The 22,617-nt window shown below is 32.1% G+C and carries 23 protein-coding genes; 14 read left to right on the top strand and 9 right to left on the bottom strand.

The window, feature by feature from the left end; translation table 11 throughout:
- The 3 genes from HOG71_16550 to HOG71_16540 form a co-directional block, all read left to right on the top strand.
- Positions 1–917 (top strand): carboxy terminal-processing peptidase (locus HOG71_16550; protein MBT5992459.1); only part of this gene is annotated, 917 nt, incomplete at its 5' end.
- Positions 918–1,250: 333 nt separating this feature from the next.
- A complete protein-coding gene (locus HOG71_16545; protein ID MBT5992458.1) occupies positions 1,251–1,439 on the top strand; it encodes a hypothetical protein in 189 nt (62 codons plus the stop codon).
- 238 nt (positions 1,440–1,677) lie between these two features.
- Complete coding sequence (locus HOG71_16540) at positions 1,678–3,210, top strand: serine hydrolase (protein ID MBT5992457.1); 1,533 nt, start codon at positions 1,678–1,680, stop codon at positions 3,208–3,210.
- A gap of 210 nt (positions 3,211–3,420) precedes the next feature.
- Here the strand turns inward: HOG71_16540 and HOG71_16535 are convergent, their stop codons facing one another.
- Complete coding sequence (locus tag HOG71_16535; GenBank protein MBT5992456.1) at positions 3,421–4,704, bottom strand: MFS transporter; 1,284 nt, start codon at positions 4,702–4,704, stop codon at positions 3,421–3,423.
- A 5-nt stretch (positions 4,705–4,709) separates the two neighbouring features.
- Positions 4,710–5,627 carry a hypothetical protein gene (locus HOG71_16530; protein ID MBT5992455.1) on the bottom strand — a complete coding sequence of 306 codons (918 nt, stop codon included), beginning with the start codon at positions 5,625–5,627 and terminating at the stop codon, positions 4,710–4,712.
- A gap of 294 nt (positions 5,628–5,921) precedes the next feature.
- Here HOG71_16530 and HOG71_16525 point away from each other — a divergent pair, with 294 nt between their 5' ends.
- From HOG71_16525 to HOG71_16515, 3 genes are read left to right on the top strand one after another with little or no spacing between them, the layout of a single operon-like run.
- Positions 5,922–6,197: a hypothetical protein gene (locus HOG71_16525; GenBank protein MBT5992454.1), complete on the top strand. Its 276-nt coding sequence runs from the start codon at positions 5,922–5,924 to the stop codon at positions 6,195–6,197.
- A 34-nt stretch (positions 6,198–6,231) separates the two neighbouring features.
- Positions 6,232–6,561: a hypothetical protein gene (locus HOG71_16520; protein MBT5992453.1), complete on the top strand. Its 330-nt coding sequence runs from the start codon at positions 6,232–6,234 to the stop codon at positions 6,559–6,561.
- The gene (locus tag HOG71_16515; GenBank protein MBT5992452.1) at positions 6,525–6,860 is read left to right on the top strand and encodes a hypothetical protein; all 336 of its coding nucleotides are present in this window, start codon (positions 6,525–6,527) and stop codon (positions 6,858–6,860) included. The genes HOG71_16520 and HOG71_16515 overlap by 37 nt, the downstream gene beginning before the upstream one ends.
- Positions 6,861–7,009: 149 nt before the next feature.
- Here the strand turns inward: HOG71_16515 and HOG71_16510 are convergent, their stop codons facing one another.
- The 5 genes from HOG71_16510 to HOG71_16490 all read right to left on the bottom strand — a co-directional run bounded on the left by HOG71_16510 (position 7,010) and on the right by HOG71_16490 (position 10,245).
- A complete protein-coding gene (locus tag HOG71_16510) occupies positions 7,010–7,831 on the bottom strand; it encodes a tetratricopeptide repeat protein (protein ID MBT5992451.1) in 822 nt (273 codons plus the stop codon).
- On the bottom strand, positions 7,800–8,639 hold the full coding sequence (locus HOG71_16505) for a hypothetical protein (protein MBT5992450.1): 840 nt from the start codon (positions 8,637–8,639) through the stop codon (positions 7,800–7,802). The genes HOG71_16510 and HOG71_16505 overlap by 32 nt, the downstream gene beginning before the upstream one ends.
- Entirely contained in the window at positions 8,623–9,042 is a 420-nt protein-coding gene (locus HOG71_16500) for a membrane protein insertion efficiency factor YidD (GenBank protein ID MBT5992449.1), read from the bottom strand. Before HOG71_16500 ends, HOG71_16505 begins: the two co-directional genes overlap by 17 nt.
- Positions 9,002–9,691 (bottom strand): DUF4292 domain-containing protein, encoded by a 690-nt coding sequence (locus HOG71_16495; GenBank protein ID MBT5992448.1) that lies wholly within the window; start codon positions 9,689–9,691, stop codon positions 9,002–9,004. Before HOG71_16495 ends, HOG71_16500 begins: the two co-directional genes overlap by 41 nt.
- Positions 9,692–9,822: 131 nt before the next feature.
- Positions 9,823–10,245 carry a hypothetical protein gene (locus tag HOG71_16490; GenBank protein ID MBT5992447.1) on the bottom strand — a complete coding sequence of 141 codons (423 nt, stop codon included), beginning with the start codon at positions 10,243–10,245 and terminating at the stop codon, positions 9,823–9,825.
- A 216-nt stretch (positions 10,246–10,461) separates the two neighbouring features.
- Between HOG71_16490 and HOG71_16485 the strand changes: the two genes are divergently transcribed.
- The 5 genes from HOG71_16485 (at position 10,462) to HOG71_16465 (ending at position 16,988) form a co-directional block, all read left to right on the top strand.
- A complete protein-coding gene (locus HOG71_16485; GenBank protein ID MBT5992446.1) occupies positions 10,462–12,621 on the top strand; it encodes a sigma 54-interacting transcriptional regulator in 2,160 nt (719 codons plus the stop codon).
- Positions 12,622–12,863: 242 nt separating this feature from the next.
- Entirely contained in the window at positions 12,864–13,208 is a 345-nt protein-coding gene (locus HOG71_16480; GenBank protein ID MBT5992445.1) for a thioredoxin family protein, read from the top strand.
- A 214-nt stretch (positions 13,209–13,422) separates the two neighbouring features.
- Entirely contained in the window at positions 13,423–15,207 is a 1,785-nt protein-coding gene (locus HOG71_16475) for a M20/M25/M40 family metallo-hydrolase (GenBank protein ID MBT5992444.1), read from the top strand.
- Positions 15,208–15,466: 259 nt separating this feature from the next.
- Complete coding sequence (locus HOG71_16470; GenBank protein MBT5992443.1) at positions 15,467–15,904, top strand: hypothetical protein; 438 nt, start codon at positions 15,467–15,469, stop codon at positions 15,902–15,904.
- A complete protein-coding gene (locus tag HOG71_16465; protein MBT5992442.1) occupies positions 15,894–16,988 on the top strand; it encodes a radical SAM protein in 1,095 nt (364 codons plus the stop codon). The genes HOG71_16470 and HOG71_16465 overlap by 11 nt, the downstream gene beginning before the upstream one ends.
- Before the next feature lie 2 nt (positions 16,989–16,990).
- Here the strand turns inward: HOG71_16465 and HOG71_16460 are convergent, their stop codons facing one another.
- Both HOG71_16460 and HOG71_16455 read right to left on the bottom strand, forming a co-directional pair.
- On the bottom strand, positions 16,991–18,643 hold the full coding sequence (locus tag HOG71_16460; GenBank protein ID MBT5992441.1) for a hypothetical protein: 1,653 nt from the start codon (positions 18,641–18,643) through the stop codon (positions 16,991–16,993).
- Positions 18,644–18,678: 35 nt separating this feature from the next.
- On the bottom strand, positions 18,679–19,131 hold the full coding sequence (locus HOG71_16455) for a hypothetical protein (GenBank protein ID MBT5992440.1): 453 nt from the start codon (positions 19,129–19,131) through the stop codon (positions 18,679–18,681).
- Between the two features lie 145 nt (positions 19,132–19,276).
- Between HOG71_16455 and HOG71_16450 the strand changes: the two genes are divergently transcribed.
- The 3 genes from HOG71_16450 (at position 19,277) to HOG71_16440 (ending at position 22,613) form a co-directional block, all read left to right on the top strand.
- A complete protein-coding gene (locus HOG71_16450) occupies positions 19,277–20,191 on the top strand; it encodes a hypothetical protein (protein ID MBT5992439.1) in 915 nt (304 codons plus the stop codon).
- Positions 20,192–20,328: 137 nt separating this feature from the next.
- Positions 20,329–20,880, top strand: coding sequence for a hypothetical protein (locus tag HOG71_16445; protein MBT5992438.1), 552 nt, complete (start codon positions 20,329–20,331; stop codon positions 20,878–20,880).
- 11 nt (positions 20,881–20,891) lie between these two features.
- Positions 20,892–22,613 (top strand): OmpA family protein, encoded by a 1,722-nt coding sequence (locus tag HOG71_16440; GenBank protein MBT5992437.1) that lies wholly within the window; start codon positions 20,892–20,894, stop codon positions 22,611–22,613.
- Positions 22,614–22,617 lie beyond the last annotated feature (4 nt).

Here is a 22,617-nt window from a genome sequence, read left to right as displayed (position 1 = left end):
AACTAAAGAAAGAGAATATTGATGGACTAATTTTCGATTTGCGTGATAATGGAGGAGGTTCTTTAAATGATGTGGTAAAAATTGCTGGTTATTTTATTCCAAATGGGCCTGTGGTTCAAGTTAAAGCCAGATATGGTAAACCAATCATTTTAGAAGATTACAACAATCAGGTTTTGTATGATGGCCCATTGGTGTTTTTAGTAAATTCCTTTAGTGCATCTGCATCTGAAATTCTTGCAGCAGCTATGCAGGATTATAAGCGAGCTATTATTATTGGATCGAATTCAAGCTTCGGCAAAGGAACTGTTCAACGTTTTATTGAGCTAGATCCATTTGCATACCAAAATGGCAAGAATTATACAGGACTTGGTTCTGTTAAGGTAACTATTCAAAAGTTTTATAGAATTAATGGTGCAACTACACAACTTAATGGAGTTGTTCCAGATATCATTTTGCCCGATGAATTCAATTATGTGGATATTGGTGAACGAGAACTAAACAATCCCTTGCCCTGGAATGAAATTAAATCGATAGACTATTCCTATTGGAGTTCAAAAATTGATTTGAATAAAATTAAAAAAAATAGTGAACATCGAATTTCAGACAATGAGTTTTTTAACTTAATGGATGAAAGTGCAAAGTGGATGAAAGAACAAAGTGATAGAAGTTCATATCCGCTCAACTATAAAGAATATCAAGAGATGATTTCTTTGTTTGAAAAAGAGAGTAAGAAATATGATGATATTGCAAAAAAAATAGAAGAATTATCTGTTCATGTTTTAGCTGAGGATCAGAAGAAAATTGATGAAAGCGAAGGGGCTAAAGCTAGATCAGATGCATGGCATAAAGAAATAAAAAAAGATTCTTATATAAATGAAGCTATTTCAGTGATTAAAGATATTGATAAGTCGAAATAATTCAATATGCAATTACTTACAGGATGAATTATAAAGCATTAAGATTTATATACTAAGCAAAGTTTGTATTTATTAGAAAAAGTAAAATTGGGGCTATTTATTTTTGAAAGAAAAGCTAAAAACAATTATTAATTATACTCCTTTATTTTTTTTTTATATATTTGCACTTGTCTACAAACTCTGTCAGATTCCGTTCACTAGGGATTATTAAAGTAAAGTTTTTATTAGTTTAATAGTTGAATCTGTAGAGAAAAATATTTTTTTGATTCTTATTGTTAGAAAAAAAAGTTTTGTTAGATTTGAATATTACATTGTTGCTAAAGATTGAATGAAATGAAAAGGAAAGCGTTAAAACTTATAGCAGTATTTTGTGTACTATTTGTGCTCATTCTGGTAACTCCTGCATCTGCACAGCCAATACCACCTAATGCTACAGCTCCTCTTGGGGGCGGATTGTTAATGCTATTAGGAGCTGGTGCAGTTTATGGTATTTCACGATTTATAAAATCTAGAAAAAAATAGTATTAACCTAAAAAAGTTAAAAAGTATTCAGCAGCAATGTTGAATACTTTTTTTTTGTCTAAAATTCATGAATAGACCTTGCTAGGATGCATGTAAGTTGTTCATCAATCTTTCCAAGCATTAATCTTTACAATTAATTATTCGCCATTTTTTTGAAAGATAAAGATTTATTAAACTGAGATAATGATGAAGTTTTGTAAATGATCATAGCTTTGTAAGGACCTATAAAAAACAAATAATGGAAAATAGATTGTTTATACTGCTATTATCTTTCTCTATCAGTTTAGCATCTTATGCTCAAGATTCTCAATATGTAAAACTTGATGCCTATTTCGAAAAAGCCCTGACTGATTGGGAAGTTCCTGGAATGGCTATTGGCATAATTAAAGACAATAATATTTGGATGGCAAAAGGTTATGGTGTTCGTAATTCAGCATCAAAAGGAGAAGTTAATGCGCAAACTATTTTTCCTATTGCTTCAAATACAAAAGCATTTACGAGTGCTGCATTGGCTTCTCTTGTAGATAAAAAGCTAATTTCATGGGATGATCGTGTAGTTGATTATATTTCTTATTTTCAGTTATATGACCCTTATGTGACTCAAATGATGACAATTAGAGATTTATTATGTCATCGGTCAGGGCTAGCTACTTTTAGTGGCGACTTGCTTTGGTTCAATAGTAATTATTCAAGCGAAGAGGTGATAAAACGTGCCAGATTTCTAAAACCAACATATGATTTCCGAACTAAATTTGGCTATTCAAATATTATGTTTATTACTGCTGGTGAGATAATTCCAATTATTAGCGAGAAATCCTGGGATTCTTATCTGAGTGAAAATTTCTTCACTCCTTTAGGAATGAGCAGAACATTTACCAGTATTAGTCAGTTGGCTGAAGTTGATAATGTTGCATCCCCTCACAATGATATTAAAGGAGAAGTACTCCCAATTTCATATCAGAATTGGGATAATATAGGAGGTGCCGGAGCAATTAACTCCTGTGTAGATGATATGTTAAGATGGTTGAAACTTCAACTTAGTGAAGGTACATTAGATAACCATCAATATTTCAGTAAACAAAGTGCTTGGGAAATGTGGTCTCCTCAAACAATACAAGCAGTTAGTCCTTATTCAAAGAATAGATTCCCAACAATTCATTTTAAAGCCTATGGCCTTGGATGGGGGATGTTTGATTACCATGGAGTTAAAGTTATCAGCCATAGTGGAGGATATGATGGGATGATATCTTATTCTTGTTTTGTGCCGGAAAAAGGATTGGCATTTGTGATTTTAACGAATAAAAATTCATCACTTTATTATCCGTTAAGCTATAAAATATTGGATGAATTCATTGCAGGAATTGACAAAGATTGGAGCATTGAGATACTCGATTTAATCAAAAAAAATGAGGAATACGATGAGCAGCAAAAAAAGAAGATGAATGCCGAGAGAATTTTGGGCACTAAGCCTACTTTGGATTTGAAATCATATTCGGGCATTTATAGCAGTGAATTATATGGAGATGCCGAAATTAAGCTTGTGAATAAGAAACTTCAAGTTGTTCTTTTACCTTCACCTCTGTTTACAGGCGAACTGGCACATTGGCAATACAATACCTTTACGGTTAAAATGAATAACTTTCCTTCCTTACCAGCGGGTAAAGTAAACTTCTATTTGGGCATGGACGGAACAATTGAAGAAATGAAAATTGATATTCCTAATCCAGATTTTGATTTTACAGAATTACAGTTTTTGAAAGTAAAATTGTAAGCATGATTTCCATATTTTGGAAATTATTATTGTATTGAAACTTGCTGCCGAAGGCATTTGTTTCTAAGTGACATAAAATCAGATTGTTAGTTTGGTGGTCGCAATTGTGCATTAGTTTAATAAGAAAATAGATAGATAGAATTTTGGAAAATATATGATTGGTTGAGTATTGATTGATTGAATTAAGGCCGGTATAACACCGGTCTTTTTTTATGCTTTTTTTATTTTCACGAATGATAATGCAATAAATCCAGCAACGAAAAATAGAATTAGCATTAAGATAGAATTCCTCATCGAACCACTAATGTCTTCAATTAATCCATAGGCGGCAATTCCTAGAACGATGGCTATCTTCTCCGAGAATTCATAAAAACTGAAATAGGAAGCAGTGTCTGTAGTTTGTTTTGGAATTAATTTCGAATAAGTGGATCGAGATAAGCTTTGTATACCCCCCATAACTAAACCCACCATAGCCGCTAAAAGATAGAAACCTTCAGGTTTGTAAATAAAATATGCTGTGACACAAGTAATAACCCAAAATGCCAATGCAATAAGCAGAGCCTTAATGTTTCCGAATTTCAAAGAGAGTCGGGCAAATAATTGAGCTCCAAGCATGGCAACTAATTGTATTAGTAAAATGGAGATGATTAGACCTTGAGTGGAAACATTTAGTACTTTAGCTCCAAAAAATGAGGCCATATATAGAACTGTTTGTACTCCCATACTATAAAAGAAAAATCCAACTAAAAATTTTCGAATAACAGACTGATGTTTTAATTGCTTAAAAACTTTATTTATTTCTCTAAATCCATTTAAGATGTAATTGCCCTTTTCAGTAGAATTTCCTGTGTTTTTTGGTAAATGATAAAAAGTATATTGTGAAAAAAGAAACCACCAAATGCCAACAGATAGAAAAGAGAGTTGGTATGGAAGAACTTTGCTTTCAATACCCAATTTATCAGCATTCATTATTAATGCCAGATTCATAACCAAAAGTATAAATCCACCAAAATAGCCAACAGAATAGCCTTTAGCACTAACTTTATCCAACTCATCATCAGTAACAATTTCTTTCAGATAGGCATTATAGAAAACAAGACTTCCATTAAATCCAATGTTGCCTAATATGATGCCTAATAACCCAAGTGGGATGTTGCTACCATCAAAGAAAAATAAAATTATACATGACAAAGAGCCCAAGAGAACAAAAAAACGCATATATGTTTTCTTGTTGCCCGAATAGTCTGCAATACCAGAAAGCAAAGGTGATAAAAAGGCTGTAATGAGAAAAGAGAAAGAAAACGAATAGGAATAGAGAACCGAGTTTTTAATGGTTAAACCCCAAAAATAAACCAAATCGCTACCATCAGCCTGTTTGGTTACTTCTTCGTAAAATGGAGGAAATATCGCAGCTGTAATAACTAGAGGAAAAACGGAATTTGCCCAATCATAAAATATCCATGCGTTAACAAGCTTCCTATTATTTAGTTTAATTTTATTCACGAATCGCAGGCAAGTAACTTCTTCGTTATATTTATAAAATAATTTTGCTGGGCTTTGCTAAGTTGTTTATTTCTTAATATAGTTTTTTTTGTATTTCTTAATTCGTTTGAAGTTAATGGTGCCTTTCGTGTACGTGCCAATAATTTGTAATATTGTTCTTGAAAAATAAAATTCTGGGGGTATTTCTTGCATAGCACACTTGCATATTTAATTGATAAATCATCTCTGTGTTCTACTTCATCAAAAATTTTCATTAAAAAATATTGAGACTCTGTTTCAAGAACAATGTCACCACTTTTCTTATTTAAAAAGCGAATTCCTTTTAGTTTATCTCCTTTCGGCATAAAAAACATTATAGAGCGTAATAGCGAATAATTTGAATAGGCAACTGAGGTTAAATAATAGTACAATCCTGATGTTAGGTAATAGGCATGATAACTATCTTCTTTTTCAAAAGTGGTTTTAATAATGTGAATATGCTTCTTTAACTCCACTATTGTATTCAAGTATTTTTCATCCATTAAATCTACTCTGGCTTGAAATGAATAAATTAATATGGAAAGGAATTTTTTTTCATCGGAATTTAATCGGTTGACGTATTTCTTTGCATTGTCGAGACTTCCATAAAAGGAATTAATATATGTATCGTTTTTTTCTCCTGAAATTATTTTCCACCAAAAGTAATTTGCTTCTAATATGTATGTCCACGAAGAGTAACCATAGTCTTTCTTTAGCTGCTGAATACAAGAATCGGTGCTTTTAAATTCAAAATTATACAGTTTCTCAAATCCCGTATAAATAAATGGCCGTATAGAATCATTAGAAATAGTTGGCAGTTTAGAATTAGTAGCAATTGCTATGGTTCCAATATGAATTAGAACAAAAAGAAATGTTATAGTCAGAATTTTTTTCATTTGAAATAAATGAATAGCAAAAGTAAGTTTAAAATTTAACTCATCAATTATTTTTTTAATGTATTGTTTTTTGCAAAGCAGTTTGTCCCAGAAATTGAATTTACTGCTATTTAGCATAGAAATTTGATGTTGTTGAATGTGGCAAGGATTGCTAATACTGAATTTATCAACATTTGTTTTGCTTAACTATTAATTAAATTATATTTGTGTATTCGATTAACCAAAAAACGTAAGATCTAATTTTAATTGATTGTCGATTAAAAGAAACTCATTAATTAACTAAAACTAATTATTATGAAAAAAATTAAAAATGTGGTTATTGCATTTATTGTTTTAGCCTTTCTGTCTTCATGCACGGTAACCTACGAGATGGTTACTAATAATCCTATGGGAGATGCTGATGGTAAAGCTAGTGGAAGCTCAATGAATCCAGATCTAGACTTTTCATTACAAAAAGCAGCAAAAAAAGGGAAAGTTGATAAAATCAGTACCGTTAAATTCACGATTAAGAGTTATGGAATTATTTCCAAGTACGAAACTAAAGTTACTGGCACCAAAGCTGGTAAATAATAACATCAAATTCTAAAATTTAAATAATACTGATATGAAAAAAATACACAATATAATTGCAATAATGATCATTGCATTTTTAGCTGTTTCTTGCAGTGTCACAACACCCTTAACTGCTACAGATAATCCAATTGGTAGCAAAAGAGGAACTGTTTCAAATACATGTCTTTTTGGAGGCAGTGTTGCCTTACAAGCTCCTGGTAATATGAAACTCACTAGTTCAGGTTTGTGTTTTAATACTGAAAAATATAGCATTTATGATGCTGCTGATGAAGGTGGTATTAGTAGAGTTGCTACTGTCGACTTGAAAATTAAAAACTTCTATTTATGGCAGGAATATACGCTAATTGTAACTGGAGAATAATTTTAAAAAATAAGACAATGAAAAAAATTAAAAATATAGTAGTTCTAGGTATTGTAGCAATATTCTTAACTGCATGTTCAGTAAGTTATCCAGTTTTAGTAACTGATAATCCTGTTGGAACTAAAGTTGGTAAAGCAAGTTATGATGTTAAATTTGGGTTTATTGTACCCATGGATGCTGACGTAGGAATTGAAAGAGCAGCTGAAGATGGTGGCATAACAAGAATTGCGACTGTTGATTTTAAAGTAACGGGAAGCCTTTTTACAACCACATATACAACAATTGTAACTGGCGAATAATCAATAACTAAATTTATAAAATGTTTGTGAGGAGAATACGTTTCGTTTCACAAACATTTTTTTTTGCTCCACTAATTAGCAATTCTGCAAAATTGGTGTGAAAATAAGTTTAATAAATATAGCACATGTTGTTGTGATCTTTTTCCAAACTAAAATAACAACAGTATTTCATGATATAGCTTTTGCTTTTTTTCTTCGATTTTTTGAGCAGCAATATGCCCAGCCGATGTAAAGCCTCCAACATAATATCGATTTATCCATGGTAGTACGCTAATGAATGCATCAAGTAGTGAATAGTTTTTTGTTGTTACAATAAATAGAAGGGTTAAGCCAGAAGTGAGTATTAATGAATTCGCTGCGTTTTTAACATCACCAGCATATAACTGTCCCGCACCAGGTATAAACATGCTCAATATTCGAGCTGTTTTAGTCTTTGGTTTGTTTAAATTATATTGGTCGAATAGTGCAATAATTTGATTTGCTTTAATTGTATCATTTTGAGCATATAAAAAATGATTTTCCGCACTTTCAAATTGATTGTTTTGAAAATCGATTACTGCATGGAAAAACTCTCTCCTTTTGAATTGAATGGCAGAACTGTCTACACTGATATTGTAAAGTTCCTGCAATGCAGAATAGGGCTTATTTTGAATAATATAGATCAATACACGTTTGAAGAGGTATTCATTTGATAAACTATCATTTGAAGTATAAGAATATGCTAAGTTATAATGGAATAAAGCTTTTTCATAATCATCCAATAATAAAAAACAATTTGCCAGTTTAGGTTGAATTATCTCATTTAATTTGTCATCGCCAAAGAATAAAACTCGTTTATAGTTTTTAATGGCGTATTCATAATTCTGCGTGGCAAACAAACTATCTGCAAATGTTAATGTGCCCTGAATATCTTGTGAAAAACCACTAAAAGAACATATACTAAGGATAATATGTAGAAAATACTTTTTCAACTCTGTTGCTTATTTCTTTATTTTTTATAAAATTATATTTATTAGCAGCTTTAATAGCACCATATACATTACCCATATAAAACCCACAACCCAATGCTCCGTAAATCCAGCCATATGGACTCTTAATTCCATTCTTTTTAAATCCACGATAGGATTGATAAGCAGCAGAAGTTGTAAATAATAAAGCAAAAACTCCATCTTTCCAATATCCTGCATAGGTTTGACCCAATCCGGGGACAATTGCAGACAAACTACCAGCTAAAAATTGTCTTTTAAAACGTATATGTTCGTAATTATCAATTATGGCGCTGTATTCAAGAATGTTGGGAGGCATGTCATTATTCCAATCAATTAATTGTTCTGCTGCATTCTCGTATTGTGCATTCATCAGATCAGCTGATAAAGACAAAAACAATTTCTCATCTTTGTTTAAGAGTATAGTTGAGTCAATAAAAAAATTAACTTGTTGATCGTTATTAATTCGGATTTGGATAATTACATATTCAATAGCTGTAGTTTTTAAATTGAATTTTAGATTTGGATAAAAGAGATCTACTTTTTGATCAGCTATTTTGTATTCCGCTAATCTTCTATAAGATTGAATCATTCGGGTTTGAATTGTGTCATTTCCGAGATTCATAAAATTTAAACGCTCAAATTCTTCAGCTGCAAGTTTATATTCACCTGCTTGAAATAAGTAATTAGCATATTTCTTTGAATTTGTTTCATCAAAAATATTTTGTGCCGCAAGCTGATTACTAAACAACAATACGAATACAAATAAAAATGGTCTATTTAACATATTCATATTTAATATTTCGAACATCATCTTCCAAAAGATGTAATTCTTCCTTTAAAATATAATGCTCAGGACTTAAACCATTACATCGGGTTAGTCTGTCAAATGCGTTGATGATACCGACCAAGCTTCCCTGATGGTGAATTGATTGAATTGCATAAACCGAACAAGAAGGATGAAATCCGCAAGATTTATTATCCTGAGAAGAGATGAATAGTTTATAAAATTTGAACAATTGTGTAAAGACAAATTCTGTAGAATTATCACTTTCTTCAACAAAATTATAGTCTTGTTTTTGGACATGAGACTCAAAAATATTTTTTAATAAATCAATTTCCTCTTCTGATTGAGCCAATGCAAAAAAAAGCTGACTATTTAGCAACAGGAAGACAATAGTTATAAAAGCTTTCATTTTGCAAATTATTTATTTGAACATTTTTAAATGTAATAAGTTGATACGACTCTTTTCCATCCGAATAAACTACTTGAATAATCTCTTCAGGGAATCGAATACCTTCAATCTGTTTATATTTTTTGAATAACTGTTTACTCAATATATTTCCTGAAGGATCAAAAATAACAACTCCATATAAATCCTTGTTTTTAGTTGATGTAACAATATGCCCATATTGCTTTTTTAAATGAGAAGGACTTGTCCATGTGGTTATAATTAAGTCTTTATCAGTCTCAACTTTGGATATTTTATACTGGCTTTTTTCAAGCCCAAAGTCAGAAAGCTTTCCTTCCAGAACCAAATTGAATATTGTGTATTGTAGCAGGGGAATAATGCTTTGTTTTCTGATCAAGTTATTATCTACTATAGTATACATCAGGCTATCTTCAATCAACCATATTTCATTTTCTGGGAACCTGATACTATATACAAGTTTTTCAAGAGTTCGGTTGTAGTAGGCTTTTCCGATTGTTAAATTACTGCTTTCATCATTAATTTTAGTTTTAATACTAATATCACTTTCTATTCTAAAATAATACTGGGAATATGCTTTTGTCGCAAAAAAATAGCTGGCAAATACGAATAGATATAAAGTGACGTATTTCATGAACTTAAAATCAATTAAATACAATATGTTAGAAAACGTAAGCTAAATACAAAAATATCGTGCATTTAAACTGTATGCAATTAATAAACAAATTTAGCAAAGACTTGATAGGATATGATTCTTAAACAAATTTACCAAGATGATAATCCATATGACAGTGCAACGCAGCCTCCAATTATTGCTGTTCCAGGAATACATCCCATCATCGCTTTTTTGAGGTTATCTTCATCCTCTGTAATAGCATAAACGATTATCACGCCTGGAATTGAAAGGCAAAAACCCCAGAAAAAAGGAGGGATGCCAAGTGGCAATTCTTTGATTACGGATGTTTTAGACGAATCATTAAGTGAAAAATTGATATGTTGAAAATCAGGGAGAATAATTATATCTTGAAAGGACAAACCTTGATTTAGCGTAAAGAAAGACTCCAAATCATTAATATCTTTTAACTCCGACTTAACTCGTTCTTCATCAATATCAAATAAGGATGAATCATAAGAGTATCCTTGAATTGCACATAAAAATATACAAGCTGTAAGTATAAAGGCTTTCAAATGATGTGTTTTTTTTTAAAATTGAGACACTTGATAATAACCAAATATCTACTTTTTTATTTTGCCAGTTATTAATAAATGCCAATAAAAATGAAATTATACTGTTCGGAATCATATAAAGTTTTAATTACCTGAATAATTGATTATTTTCGCAAGTAATAATCGTTCATCAGATCTGCTGATTATATTGCCTTGTTAAAATCCAATATTTTATTTATGAATCAAAATAGTGCTTTCGATTTTCTTCATCTTAAGATAGATACAGTGCCTGATGCTGTATTTTGGATTGCGTCTGACTCTGCAGTTGTAGGTGTTAATGATGTGGCCTGTACACAAATGGGATATAGTAAAATCGAATTATTATCGATGAAGATTGACCATATTAGTACAGATTATTTAAATATTAGTTGGGAAGATTTATGGAGTAAAATTAGAATTGAAAAAACACTATTGTTTGAAACACGACATGTGCGAAAAAATGGTGATATTTTTCCTGTTGAAATACGGACAAACTATGTGGAGTATGCAGGTAAAGAATTTGTAAGCTGTTTTGTAAGAGATATTACTGCCTTCAAAGAAGTAGAAAGAAAATCCAAAGAAACAAGTAGAATATTAGAGGCTATGTTTCAAGCAATTCCGGATTCATTAGGTATTATTGATGCTGATTTTGGTATTCAATATTATAATAATGCTGCGCTAAAGTTATTTGGTATTACCCAAAATGATTATAAAGACAAGAAATGCTTTGAGCTTCTTCATGAGGATGCACCATGTAAGGAATGTCTTAATTTAAAAACATTTAAAACCGGCCATCTTCATATTGCAGAAAAGTATATAGAGCGTTTAAGCTTGTGGCTTGATATTAGGTCATATCCGATTAGGGATGATCAAGGAAATGTCATTAAAGTTATTGAACATATTCGAGACATTAGTTTTAAGAAGAAGTCTGAAAATGAGTTGAAAAGGACCTATGAGGAATTAGTAAAGTCTGAACAGGATACTCGCCTCTCTCATTTTGAGATTGACCGGGCTGCTGAGGCTATTTTGCTCATCAATAAAAAAGGAAGCTTAGTTCGAATCAATGATGTAGCATGTAGTTGGTTGGGATTTAGTAGGGATGAACTGCTGAATATGACCATTTTTAATATCAATCCGAATTACGATAAAAACAGCTGGAAAACTTTATGGAAAAAAGTTATCGATAAAAAGGTAACCACATATGAAACTACACATTTTACGAGTGGTCGGAAAGAAATTCCAATGGAAGTCACGTCTAATTACTTGTTATTTGAAGGTGAGGAATATATTGTTAGTTTTTGTCGTGATATTCAGGAGAGAAAGCAAGCAGAAAAACAAATTCAAAATGCTATTTCTGAGATAGAAAGTTTAAAAAATCGATTAGAAGCTGAAAATTTGTACTTACAAGATGAGATTAAGCTTACTCATAATTTTGATGAAATTATTACTCAAAACAGCACCTTTAGAAAAGTACTAACCAATGTTGAAAAAGTTGCTTCTACTGATTCAACAGTTTTGTTATTAGGAGAAACAGGAACAGGAAAAGAACTAATAGCCAGAGCAGTTCATGATATTAGTAATTGGATGGATCGGCCACTGGTAAAAGTAAATTGTGCAGCTCTTCCTGCCAGCTTAATCGAAAGCGAATTATTTGGCTATGAAAAAGGCGCTTTCACAGGGGCACTTACGCAAAAAATTGGTCGTTTTGAGTTGGCAGATAAAGGAACTATCTTTTTAGATGAAATAGGGGAATTGCCTCTGGAATTACAACCTAAATTATTACGCGTTATTCAAGATGGAGAGTTTGAACGATTAGGTAATCCAAGAACAATGAAAGTTAATGTTCGGATTATTGCAGCTACAAATAGAGATCTTTCTAAAGAGGTTAAGCTAAAAACATTTCGGGCAGATTTGTTTTATCGATTGAATGTGTTTCCTATTACAGTTCCGCCCCTGAGAGACAGAAAAGAAGATATCCCTTTATTAATCAATCATTTTATTATTAAATATTCCTCGCGTATTGGAAAAAAAATCGATTCAATTCCTCATAAAACTATGGCTACATTGCAAAAATATAATTGGCCAGGAAATGTGAGAGAATTGGAAAACCTGATTGAAAGAGCATTGATAATTAGCAAAGGCAAAGTTCTTGAGATTGGAGATTGGTTTTCTGAATCTCATACAGAATTAAATGATGATATAAATGATTTAGAGCATGTGGAGCGCGAGCATATTATCAAAATTCTACTATCTACTCATTACAAAATTCGAGGTGAAAATGGTGCAGCAAAAATTTTGGGATTAAAGCCCACTACTCTTGAAGCCCGAATGAAAAAACTCAATATTTCAAAAGAATAGGCTCCATTATTTTGGAGAAACTCCAATAAAATGGAGGCAAAAAGGTATGATGCATTTTATTGCTTCTTGTAAGTAAAATGCAATCAGCGTTTTGTGTAATGGTGATTTTATTGGTACAAATATTGACTTCACATTGTTAACGTGAGGCACATGCATACCTAGTTCATAATGTAGATTTTTCATCATCGTATTTTTAGTGTTATAAAAATTCGCGTGCCTTGCGTTTATTCAAAATTATAATAATGAATTTAGAAGCAATAGTTTCAGGTCACAATACGGCCTCGTTGTCAGTTGATGAATTACCAAATTATAGATTTGCATTAATCGAATTCTATACTCCTTGGAATGGGGCAAGTCATATCATGAATCCAGTTATAAAGGAAGTGCAATTGAAATACAAAGATCAGATTAAAGTATTTCGCATCGATATTGAAAAAGATTTGAGCACTGCAAAAAAACTTAACATAATTAAAGCTCCTCTTTTCCAAATATATAATAGGGGTAATTTAGTAGAGCAATTTGAGGGCATAATTTCAAAGAAAGTGCTGTTAAACAAATTGAAAATTATTATGAGAAATTACCATTAATTATTTTTTCTTCTCCCTTAAGGATTATTGGTACAAAATTTTCATATTGCACCTTCAATAAAATTATTGATTGTATCTTTCAATTGATAGGTTTAACCAATAATACAATTAAACACAAATTGACTTAATAACTATTTATAAATGATAACAATCATTTTATAACATTAAATTTAATTCTGAATGGTTATTAAATTTGTCTGAATAATAGAAATTTATGAATACAAAAATCATCTTAGCAATCATCCTACTTTCAGTAAGCTTTTCGTTTACAAGAAGTAGTAAATCCAAGCCTGAAATAACAGCAAAGGAATTAAAAAAGCATATTTCATTTTTAGCATCCGATGAAATGAAAGGAAGGAAACCAGGTACACCTGAAGACTTGGTTGTAGCAAACTATATTCGAAAACAATTTGCTGATTATGGATTGAAAATGATGGGTGATAATGGTTTTCATCATGTTGAACTAGTAACAGGTGTTGAACTGGGAGAGAATAATGCTGTTCAAATAGGCAATAAGAAGTTAAGCATGCATACGGACTTTAGGCCTTTGTCTTTTAGTGAAGATGCTATTTTAAATGCAAAAATTGCAGTTGTTGGCTTTGGTTTGGATATAAAAACAGATAAGACTACTTGGAATGATTATCAAGGAATTGATGTAAAAGGAAGATGGGCTTTGATTATGATTGGCGAACCAAAGTTTGAAGGTCGTCAAAATCCGTATGAAGAATTTTCTGGATTAAGAACGAAAGTTCTTACTGCAAAAGATCATGGTGCTTTGGGTGTATTATTCGTAACAGCGCATTCAAAAAGTAAAACGGATGAATTAACAGATTTGTTTTATGATAAGGTTGAAAGTACTGCAGGTATCCCTGTCATTCATATTAGTCGAAATATTGCCGATATGATTCTTGAATCAATGAATTACAACTTATTGGCACTTGAAAATGAAATGAACAAAATACAGGCTCCCATATCTTCCAAAATAGATGTGGAATTATCTGGACAAACGGATATCGATTTAATACGAGTCAATTCACAAAATATTCTGGCCATGGTTGAAGGAAGCGATCCTTTGCTCAAGAATGAATACATTATTGTTGGAGCACATTACGACCATTTAGGAATGGGAGGACATGGTTCTGGATCACGTTTCCCCGACACAGTTGCCGTTCATAATGGAGCTGATGATAATGCATCTGGGGTAGCTGGTATTATAGAATTGGCTGGATCACTTCAAAAAGCAAAAAAAGATCTTAAAAGAAGTATTGTATTTATTGCATTTACTGGTGAAGAAATGGGCTTACTGGGCTCTAAGAATTTTGTTGAATCACAATTACTGGAGAATTCCAGCATGAAAACAATGATAAACTTCGATATGATTGGCCGTTTAAATAAGAAAACCATGACTTTGCTAGTCGGTGGATCTGGAACAGCAATAGAAAGTGATTCATTACTGCATATGCATGCCTCAAAACATGGATTTAATCTAAAACTTTCACCTGAAGGTTATGGTCCATCAGATCATGCTGCATTTTATTCCAAGAGTATACCTGTGATCTTTATCTCAACCGGAGCACATGCTGACTATCATACTTGGCAGGATGATATCGATAAAATCGACTTTGAAGGGGAGCAACAGGTTTTAATGTTTTCAGAATCTTTGATTAAAGATTTAGCATCAGCATCAAATCCACTAACATTTAAAGAAGCAGGACCTAAAGAAAGAGCAAGTAGCACTTCCTATAAAGTTACGCTTGGAATTATGCCTGATTTTGCCGCAGGCGATATAAAAGGTTTGAAAGTGGAAGTGGTGCGAAAAGGCGCTCCAGCAAATAAAGGGGGTATGGAAGATGGCGATATTATTACGGCAATAAATGGTCTTTCTGTGAATAATATCTATGATTATATGAACCGTTTGAAAAAGCTGAATGTAGGTGAATCAATTACAGTAGATGTACTTAGGGGCGAAGAAACTCATGTATTAATTATTCAATTGTAATATTCATTCCTCATCATAGTGAATAGGCGAAAATTCAATTATTCTTTCTTGAATGCAAGATATTTCTAAATAAGCCGTTACTTATAAATCAAGGTTGGAATAGCTTTTACAACAATATTTCAATGTTGGCCAATGCAACTTAATAATTATCGTGCAAATTGGTAAAGAATTTTTTGCAAAATAATTCAGCAAACAATAAGCCTTCTAATTGATTAATTATGATTAATTTTAATGTTGTTAATGGAATAAATCAATGATGATGAAGCGTTCAATAACTACATGGATTATTAAAATTAAATCTAAACTTCTTCGGTTTTTTTTAAGTGCCTTAGGTCTTAGTTCGGTTTGTTTCATTTTTGAAGCTTGTTATGGTGTACCCATGAATATGAATCAGATTAAACTTGATGAAGTGGCAATTTCTGGAGAAGTTGTTGACCAAAATACGAATATGGGTATTTCAGATATTCAGGTAATTATTGAAAGTACATACGATTATAAATCTTTCGCAACCGATTCATCTGGCAGCATTGATATCTCTTTAGATTTATTAAATGGAGAAGAACTTAGAGTGCGCACTTTTGATAATGATGGAGTGCAAAATGGCGAATACCACGATATAGATAGTGTTATTAATTATAATGTTGAAAACAATCCAAATTTTGAATTGAAAATAGATTTAGAATTGGATGAAAAATAATAAGCCTACACTTGGGAAACGAATAACATTAAATGTATTTAATAAATATGTGAATGCTCAGTCGCAGCTTCATGATTTGTCTTATCTTTTCTGGGAATGTACATTAAGATGTAATATAAACTGTCTTCACTGTGGTAGCGATTGTCACAAGAATAGTGAGGTTAAAGACATGCCTGCTGCTGATTTCCTCGAAATCACAAAGCAAATTTCAACTAAATATAATCCGAACAAAGTAATGGTTGTTATTACTGGAGGCGAACCTTTAATGCGCAAGGATCTGGAAAAAGTAGGCTTAGCATTATACCATCAAGGCTATCCTTGGGGATTCGTGACCAACGGCTATATGTTAAATCAGGTTAGGTTTCGAAATCTGATAAACTTTGGATTAAGATCTATTACATTAAGTCTCGATGGCTTTGAAGAATCACATGACTGGCTAAGAGGTAAAGAGGGAAGTTATAAAAAAGCTTTATCTGCACTTAAATTTATCACTTCTGAAAAAGATTTGGTCTATGATGTTGTTACTTGTGTCAACCAAAAGAACATTGGCGAGCTTGGCGAACTGAAAAATTGGTTGATAAGAAATAATGTTAAGAAATGGCGATTATTCACAATTTCCCCTATTGGACGTGCATTTGCAGAACCACTTTTGGATATTTCTGATAAGCAAATGTTGCAATTAATGGATTTTATAAAAGAGACTAGAAAAGAAGGATTAATACAAGCTAGCTATGGTTGCGAAGGCTATTTGGGGAATTATGAAAAAGAAGTTCGTGATGGATTTTATTTCTGCAGGGCAGGAGTAAATATTGCTTCCGTATTAGCCGATGGATCAATTGGAGCTTGTCCAAATATCAATCATTCATTTGTGCAAGGAAATATTTACCAGCATAATTTTCTGGAAATTTGGGATACTAAATTTCAAAAGTACCGCGATCGAAGCTGGACAAAAAAAGGAAAATGCGCAAATTGCGACTCTTTTAAATGGTGTCATGGCAATGGAATGCATTTGCAGGATCCTGAACAAGAAGATGTGCTAAGGTGCCATCATGAAATGATATGTTCAGCATATGACAAAAACTAAACTTATTTCATCATTTCCCAACCAGTTTTCCCACCTTTTAATTTGATATATTTAATTATCTCATTGTACTCTTTTCGTTGTACTTTGTCCTTAAAACTGGAAGAAAGATTCCAGCCCACATAAGCAAAATCCAAGGCTGTTGCAGCTTTATCTTTGTTTATCATATTTACAATTGCCCCTCTTTCGACTAACATTTTAGTTAGTTTTAAACTTCCTTTAGATGTAGCCATCATTAAAGGGGTAAAACCTCTTTTATTCTTAGCATTAACATTTGCACCTTTATTGATTAAATATTCACCTAATTCAAAATGATTATGATTTATGGAAACGATTAACGCATCATTTCCCTGGTCGTTTCTTAAATTCAAATCTGCACCTTTGTCAATGATGTATTTAGCAATATCAACATAACCTCTAACACAAGCATGCATAAGTGCTGAAGCAGCTTCCTCATCATTTAATATGGATGATTCATCCATCACATTTAGTAGAGCACCATGTTCAACCAAAAAATGAATTGTTTCCATGTGCCCACCTATTATGGCCATGATCAAAGGATTACGACCATTTGATTGGCGGAGTTCAGCATCGGCTTTCTTATCAAATAAAAACCGAATAACTTCAATATGATTGTTTTTTGCAGCAAATAACATGGCAGTCTCTCCTCTATCTGATCGGATATTTACATCTACATGCTGTTCGTTTATTAAATATTTGACAGTTGCTAAATGTCCATTTTCTGAAGCATACAACAAAGCGGTTGAAAAATCGACATCCTTATTCTGCCTATTTTCCATTATATACTGAAGTAGTTTGGTTTCTCCTTGTTTGGCAGCATGGCTTAGTGCAATGTATCCTTGAAAGGAATTTAGATTAATGTAGGGATCATGTTCTTTGCCCTTTTCGCTATATGCTGCAAGAAACTTTATAATTTCAATATTCCCATTTTCTTTTGGAAAATGCATGATTGCCGATTTGCCATTTTTGTCGCGGGCATTCACGTCAGCACCTTTTTTTACCAGTAATTCCACTAGCTCTAAATTTCCCAAATCGCATGCATACATTAGCGCTGTATAACCATTAATTTCTGTTGCATTTATTTGAGCTCCTTTTAAAACTAAATGTTTAGCAATCTGAACATTGCGATTAATAATGGCCCACATCAGTGCAGTTTCGCCATATATTTTTTCAAAATCATTAATGGAGGCTTTTTTTGAAATCAGAAATTTCACCAATTCAAAATTTCCTGATTCGACTGCAATCATTAATGAGCTTGCCCCATTTATACTATAATCGTTAATTTTAGCTCCATTGTCAACTAATAATTTAACTCCTGATAAATTTCCAGAAGCAATCATATAAAGTAAAGCAGTATAACCCAGATCGTTTTTATGCAATATATCTGCATTGTTTTCAACAAGATATTCAACCACATCCAAATGGTTGTTTTTTGCAGCTATCGTGAGTGGGCTATTGTCATAATTCCCCTTAACATTAACATCTATGTTTTTTGATAGATAAAGCTTTACCTTATCGATATTACCATCAGCAGCGGCAATTAGCAATTTGTTTTCTTTTTGTGCAAAGAGGCTGAAACTAATTAATAAAGAAAATGAAATCAAGAGGATTCTAAAATGACTCGAATAGTGCTGCATACATTGTGTTTTTTATTGGTGTAAAAATAACAAAATCAAAATAGCTCAAGTATTTTAATTATCCCATCATTAAATTCAAAAGAATCTCCAACTGCTAATCCTTGCATTTTCTGATAGAGTGGCGTTTGTCGTGAAATTACATAATAACTATCATCCTTAACGACTACTTTACCAATTCCTGTTGCGATGAGAATCTTATGTTTCGTTGTTATGACAAGGCTTCCAAAGCCAATGGCTTCTGGACGACTTTTTAAATCAATTTTTTGATAAATTAAAAGATCATTCTGACATTTCTGGAATTGTTGAGCAAACAGATCTCTCTTTTTCAAAACTTGAGCTCGAAATGAATCATAACGATCTCGTGGTAAGCCATGTTCATTCGCACTTGCTTGTGCCTCATCCATAGCCTCTTTAGCTATTTCTGCGTTATTATTCAGCAAATTAATGCACTTATTTATGAGTGCCGCTTTCAGTTCAAGTTTATCCACAAATTCAAAATTTTTGAGCGAATTTATAAAATTATTTCAATTTAATTATTTTGATTTTGTATTTAATTAAGTTTGAATGATAGTTAATCTTGAATTAATGAAGTTTATATTATATTTTTGAATTTAAATATTTAAAATAAGTATAATGGGGAAAATGTTTATCTATTGGGTAATTGCTATTGCAATTACTTTGTTTGCTGCTTATTACCAAAGAACCACTGGGCCAACTTATCCAAAGAAAATCACTGTAAATTTAAATGAGGAAGAAATCGATCTTAAATTGGTGAGAAGTTTGGGGCTAGACGAAAGATCTGAAGTTAAACTGAAAATTAGTGACCCTGATGTTACTGCTAAGCTATTCTTTAAACGTTATCCCACAAAGGATGATTATCAGGAAGCTGATTTTAGCTATAAAAAATACCCAATTGATTCATGGTTAATGAATAAAGTGTTTAAGGTTCATGAAGAGGAGGGTTTGTTTGCTGATATTGAACAACAAGCTGCCGCTGGAAAAGTACAATACTATATTGAGCTTACCGATGAAAATGGGACTCAAACAATTTTTAAAGATGAGCCAATTGTAATTCGATATAAAGGTGCAGTGCCATCAAAAGTACTAATACCGCATATTTTCTTTATGTTCTTTGCGATGTTAATCGCTACATTGTCAGGCATATTGGCAATTTTTAGAAATAAGAACTTTAGAGTGTATACCTTCATAACATTTTTCCTCCTTTTAGTTGGAGGAATGATATTGGGACCATTTGTGCAGAAATATGCCTTTGGCGAGTTTTGGACAGGTATCCCTTTTGGATGGGATTTGACAGATAATAAAACACTCATTGCTTTCATTTTTTGGTTAATTGCCGTTATTGGTAATTTGAAAAAGGAAAGAAGGTTATTAACCATATTGGCTACGGTCGTATTGCTTCTTATTTATTCTATTCCCCATAGTATGTTTGGTTCAGAACTGAATTATGAAAGTGGAGAAGTAACACAAGGAATGATATACCTTATACCCCTACTTGGAATTAGGATGAAGCAACTGATAAAGCACTAGTTTCTTTAATGGTATTAGTTTTGAGTTGTATAGAGCTTGTCTCTATTTAATATTTAATATAAAAAGATTATGAAGCAGTTAGGGAAATAGAATGTTTTCTGTAGATTGTTTTATTATCAATATATAATCAGAGTTTTATGAGTGCAGATGAACTTAAAAAGGTCCAAACCGAAGCACGTGAAAATTTAGAAGGTGAAAGCATTTCTAAAATACGTGATATTCTTTTTGGGAATAACATGACTGAATATGAGAAGAAGTTTCATTCTTTGGATACTAAACTTCATTCTGAAGTTGCTTCTATTCAGCGTGATTTTGAAAAAAGAGTAGATGATTTAGAGCAATTCATTAAGGCTGAGTTTAAATCTATTTCCAGTCAACTTAAACAAGAGGAAACAGAGCGGAATCAGTTAATCAAAAAGCTGACAAAAGAAAATGAGAATCTTGCAAATAAGTTGCTGAATCAGAAAGAAAAGCTTTCAGAAACATCAAAGGACTTGCGCAAATTGGTACTTGATAAATCCAAGGAACAAGCCAATGAATTAAAAACTGTTCATCGAGAATTAAAGGATTCGATCAGCGAAAGCGTGAGTCAGTTGGATGAAAGTAAAATTGATCGTTCAGCATTAGCTGTTTATTTAACTGAAATGGCTCTTAAAATAAGTGGTGATTCTCATGAGGATACTAAATAAGCAGTTTTTCTTTGTCGGCAAAGGATAAAAATATTGCCAAGATTGAGTCTTTTAAACTTCAAGAGTTACGTGAATTAATTCTTGGTTTGGAAATTACTGAATTGCAAGCCCTGAAAAATCGCTTGGATGATTCAGATAATTTTGCACAGGAAGTGAGCCTAATTGTTGCGGATGCAATAAAGCGTAAATCACACGATAATTCTGGAGAATTAAGCGACACATTATTCCCAATTGTTGAAGAGTCGATACTTAAAAGTGTTAGCAGAGACCCTAATCCACTTGCAGAAGCCATGTTCCCAATTATGGGGCCTGCCATTCGAAAAGCAATCAGTGATGCATTTCGAAAAATGATTCAGTCTATGAATCAGAGCATTGAAAATAGTTTCTCCCTGAAAAGCTTAAAATGGCGAATGGAGTCAATTCGTACAGGTAAGTCATTTGCAGAAATTGTAATGCTCAATAACCTTGAGTACCGTGTTTCAGAGGTGTTTTTAATCCATAGAAAAACAGGTTTGCTTTTGAATCATATTGTTGCTAATCAACAAGAAGATATTCAGGCTGATATGGTTTCAGGCATGCTTAAAGCAATTCAGGATTTTGTTCTTGATTCTTTTCACCTTGATGAAAATGAAGAGTTAGGCAGCATACAAGTTGGAGATGTTAATGTCTGGATTGAGCAAGGACCTCATGTTATTCTTGCTGCTGTTGTACAAGGAAATGTAGCTGAAACATACAGAGACGTTTTAAAAAATGAAATTGAAAATATTTCACAATTGTTTTCAAAAGAACTTAAAACATTTGATGGAGATACATCAGTATTCGATAAAACGATTGATTCGCTAGAGAAATGTGTCATTCAGAAAAGAAAAGCTCCAAAAAAGAAAAAATCTATTGTATTATGGATTTTACTTGTCATAATTGCGTCATTAATTAGTTATTGGATTTTTTCTGCTTCACAAAAAAAGAATAATTGGGAAAAGGTATTTAATGAAATTGATAGCCTGCCTGGCGTTGTTGTTACCGACATTACTAAGCATAAAGGAATATATTATGTGCATGGCTTAAAGGATCCTGAAGTGTTTGATGTTGACCTTATATACTCAAATTTTGGAATTGATTCATCTGATATTATTATCAGATTAGAAAACTATGTTTCAATAAATGAAGAAGTTTTATATCTCAAATTGTTACATAAACTTCAGCTTACCGATGATATCAATAATGGAATTGAAGTCAGTAGAGGTGAGGTGTTATTAACAGGAAAACGTAGTCAGGCTTTTGTAGATTCAATAGTGAATGTTTTACCTGAAATAACGGGTTTGAAAAGTATTAATACAGAACAATTAGAAATTGGTTACTATTTTTCTGCTGAAGAATTAAATAAAAAGCTGGCAAAATGCAATGTTTTGTTTAACAGAGGTGGGTATATTATTGATTCATCTCATGCAGAAGTATTGGCTAAGATATCGGGATACATAAATGAGTTTTTGAATTTAGAAAAGGAATTCAAAAACAAGTATTATTTTGAGGTATTGGGATATTCTGATCAATATGGAACTGTTTCAGCAAATAATTACATAAGCAACGCCAGAGCTAAAGCAGTCATCAGAAGTCTGATTAATAGGGATATTCTGGAAGAATATTTCATGATTGAATCAGTAACATCAACTAAAGAAGATGTTTCAGATAGTTTAATGCGTAGAGTTTCTATAAAATTAGTGGAGATAGAATAAACAA

The organism is Bacteroidota bacterium, from assembly GCA_018698135.1.
Taxonomy (GTDB): Bacteria; Bacteroidota; Bacteroidia; order CAILMK01; family JAAYUY01; genus JABINZ01.
Note: the sequence above shows the minus strand (reverse complement) of the source record. Positions and strands in the feature narration are given on the sequence as shown.

Excerpts from the sequence above, each read along its gene's own strand:
- HOG71_16545 (MBT5992458.1), top strand. The coding sequence starts at position 1,251 with ATGAAAAGGAAAGCGTTAAAACTTATAGCAGTATTTTGTGTACTATTT.
- HOG71_16540 (MBT5992457.1), top strand. The coding sequence starts at position 1,678 with ATGGAAAATAGATTGTTTATACTGCTATTATCTTTCTCTATCAGTTTA.
- HOG71_16530 (MBT5992455.1), bottom strand. The coding sequence starts at position 5,627 with ATGAAAAAAATTCTGACTATAACATTTCTTTTTGTTCTAATTCATATT.
- HOG71_16525 (MBT5992454.1), top strand. The coding sequence starts at position 5,922 with ATGAAAAAAATTAAAAATGTGGTTATTGCATTTATTGTTTTAGCCTTT.
- HOG71_16520 (MBT5992453.1), top strand. The coding sequence starts at position 6,232 with ATGAAAAAAATACACAATATAATTGCAATAATGATCATTGCATTTTTA.
- HOG71_16515 (MBT5992452.1), top strand. The coding sequence starts at position 6,525 with ATGGCAGGAATATACGCTAATTGTAACTGGAGAATAATTTTAAAAAAT.
- HOG71_16505 (MBT5992450.1), bottom strand. The coding sequence starts at position 8,639 with ATGAATATGTTAAATAGACCATTTTTATTTGTATTCGTATTGTTGTTT.
- HOG71_16500 (MBT5992449.1), bottom strand. The coding sequence starts at position 9,042 with ATGAAAGCTTTTATAACTATTGTCTTCCTGTTGCTAAATAGTCAGCTT.
- HOG71_16495 (MBT5992448.1), bottom strand. The coding sequence starts at position 9,691 with ATGAAATACGTCACTTTATATCTATTCGTATTTGCCAGCTATTTTTTT.
- HOG71_16485 (MBT5992446.1), top strand. The coding sequence starts at position 10,462 with ATGAATCAAAATAGTGCTTTCGATTTTCTTCATCTTAAGATAGATACA.
- HOG71_16480 (MBT5992445.1), top strand. The coding sequence starts at position 12,864 with ATGAATTTAGAAGCAATAGTTTCAGGTCACAATACGGCCTCGTTGTCA.
- HOG71_16475 (MBT5992444.1), top strand. The coding sequence starts at position 13,423 with ATGAATACAAAAATCATCTTAGCAATCATCCTACTTTCAGTAAGCTTT.
- HOG71_16470 (MBT5992443.1), top strand. The coding sequence starts at position 15,467 with ATGAAGCGTTCAATAACTACATGGATTATTAAAATTAAATCTAAACTT.
- HOG71_16465 (MBT5992442.1), top strand. The coding sequence starts at position 15,894 with ATGAAAAATAATAAGCCTACACTTGGGAAACGAATAACATTAAATGTA.
- HOG71_16460 (MBT5992441.1), bottom strand. The coding sequence starts at position 18,643 with ATGCAGCACTATTCGAGTCATTTTAGAATCCTCTTGATTTCATTTTCT.
- HOG71_16450 (MBT5992439.1), top strand. The coding sequence starts at position 19,277 with ATGGGGAAAATGTTTATCTATTGGGTAATTGCTATTGCAATTACTTTG.
- HOG71_16445 (MBT5992438.1), top strand. The coding sequence starts at position 20,329 with ATGAGTGCAGATGAACTTAAAAAGGTCCAAACCGAAGCACGTGAAAAT.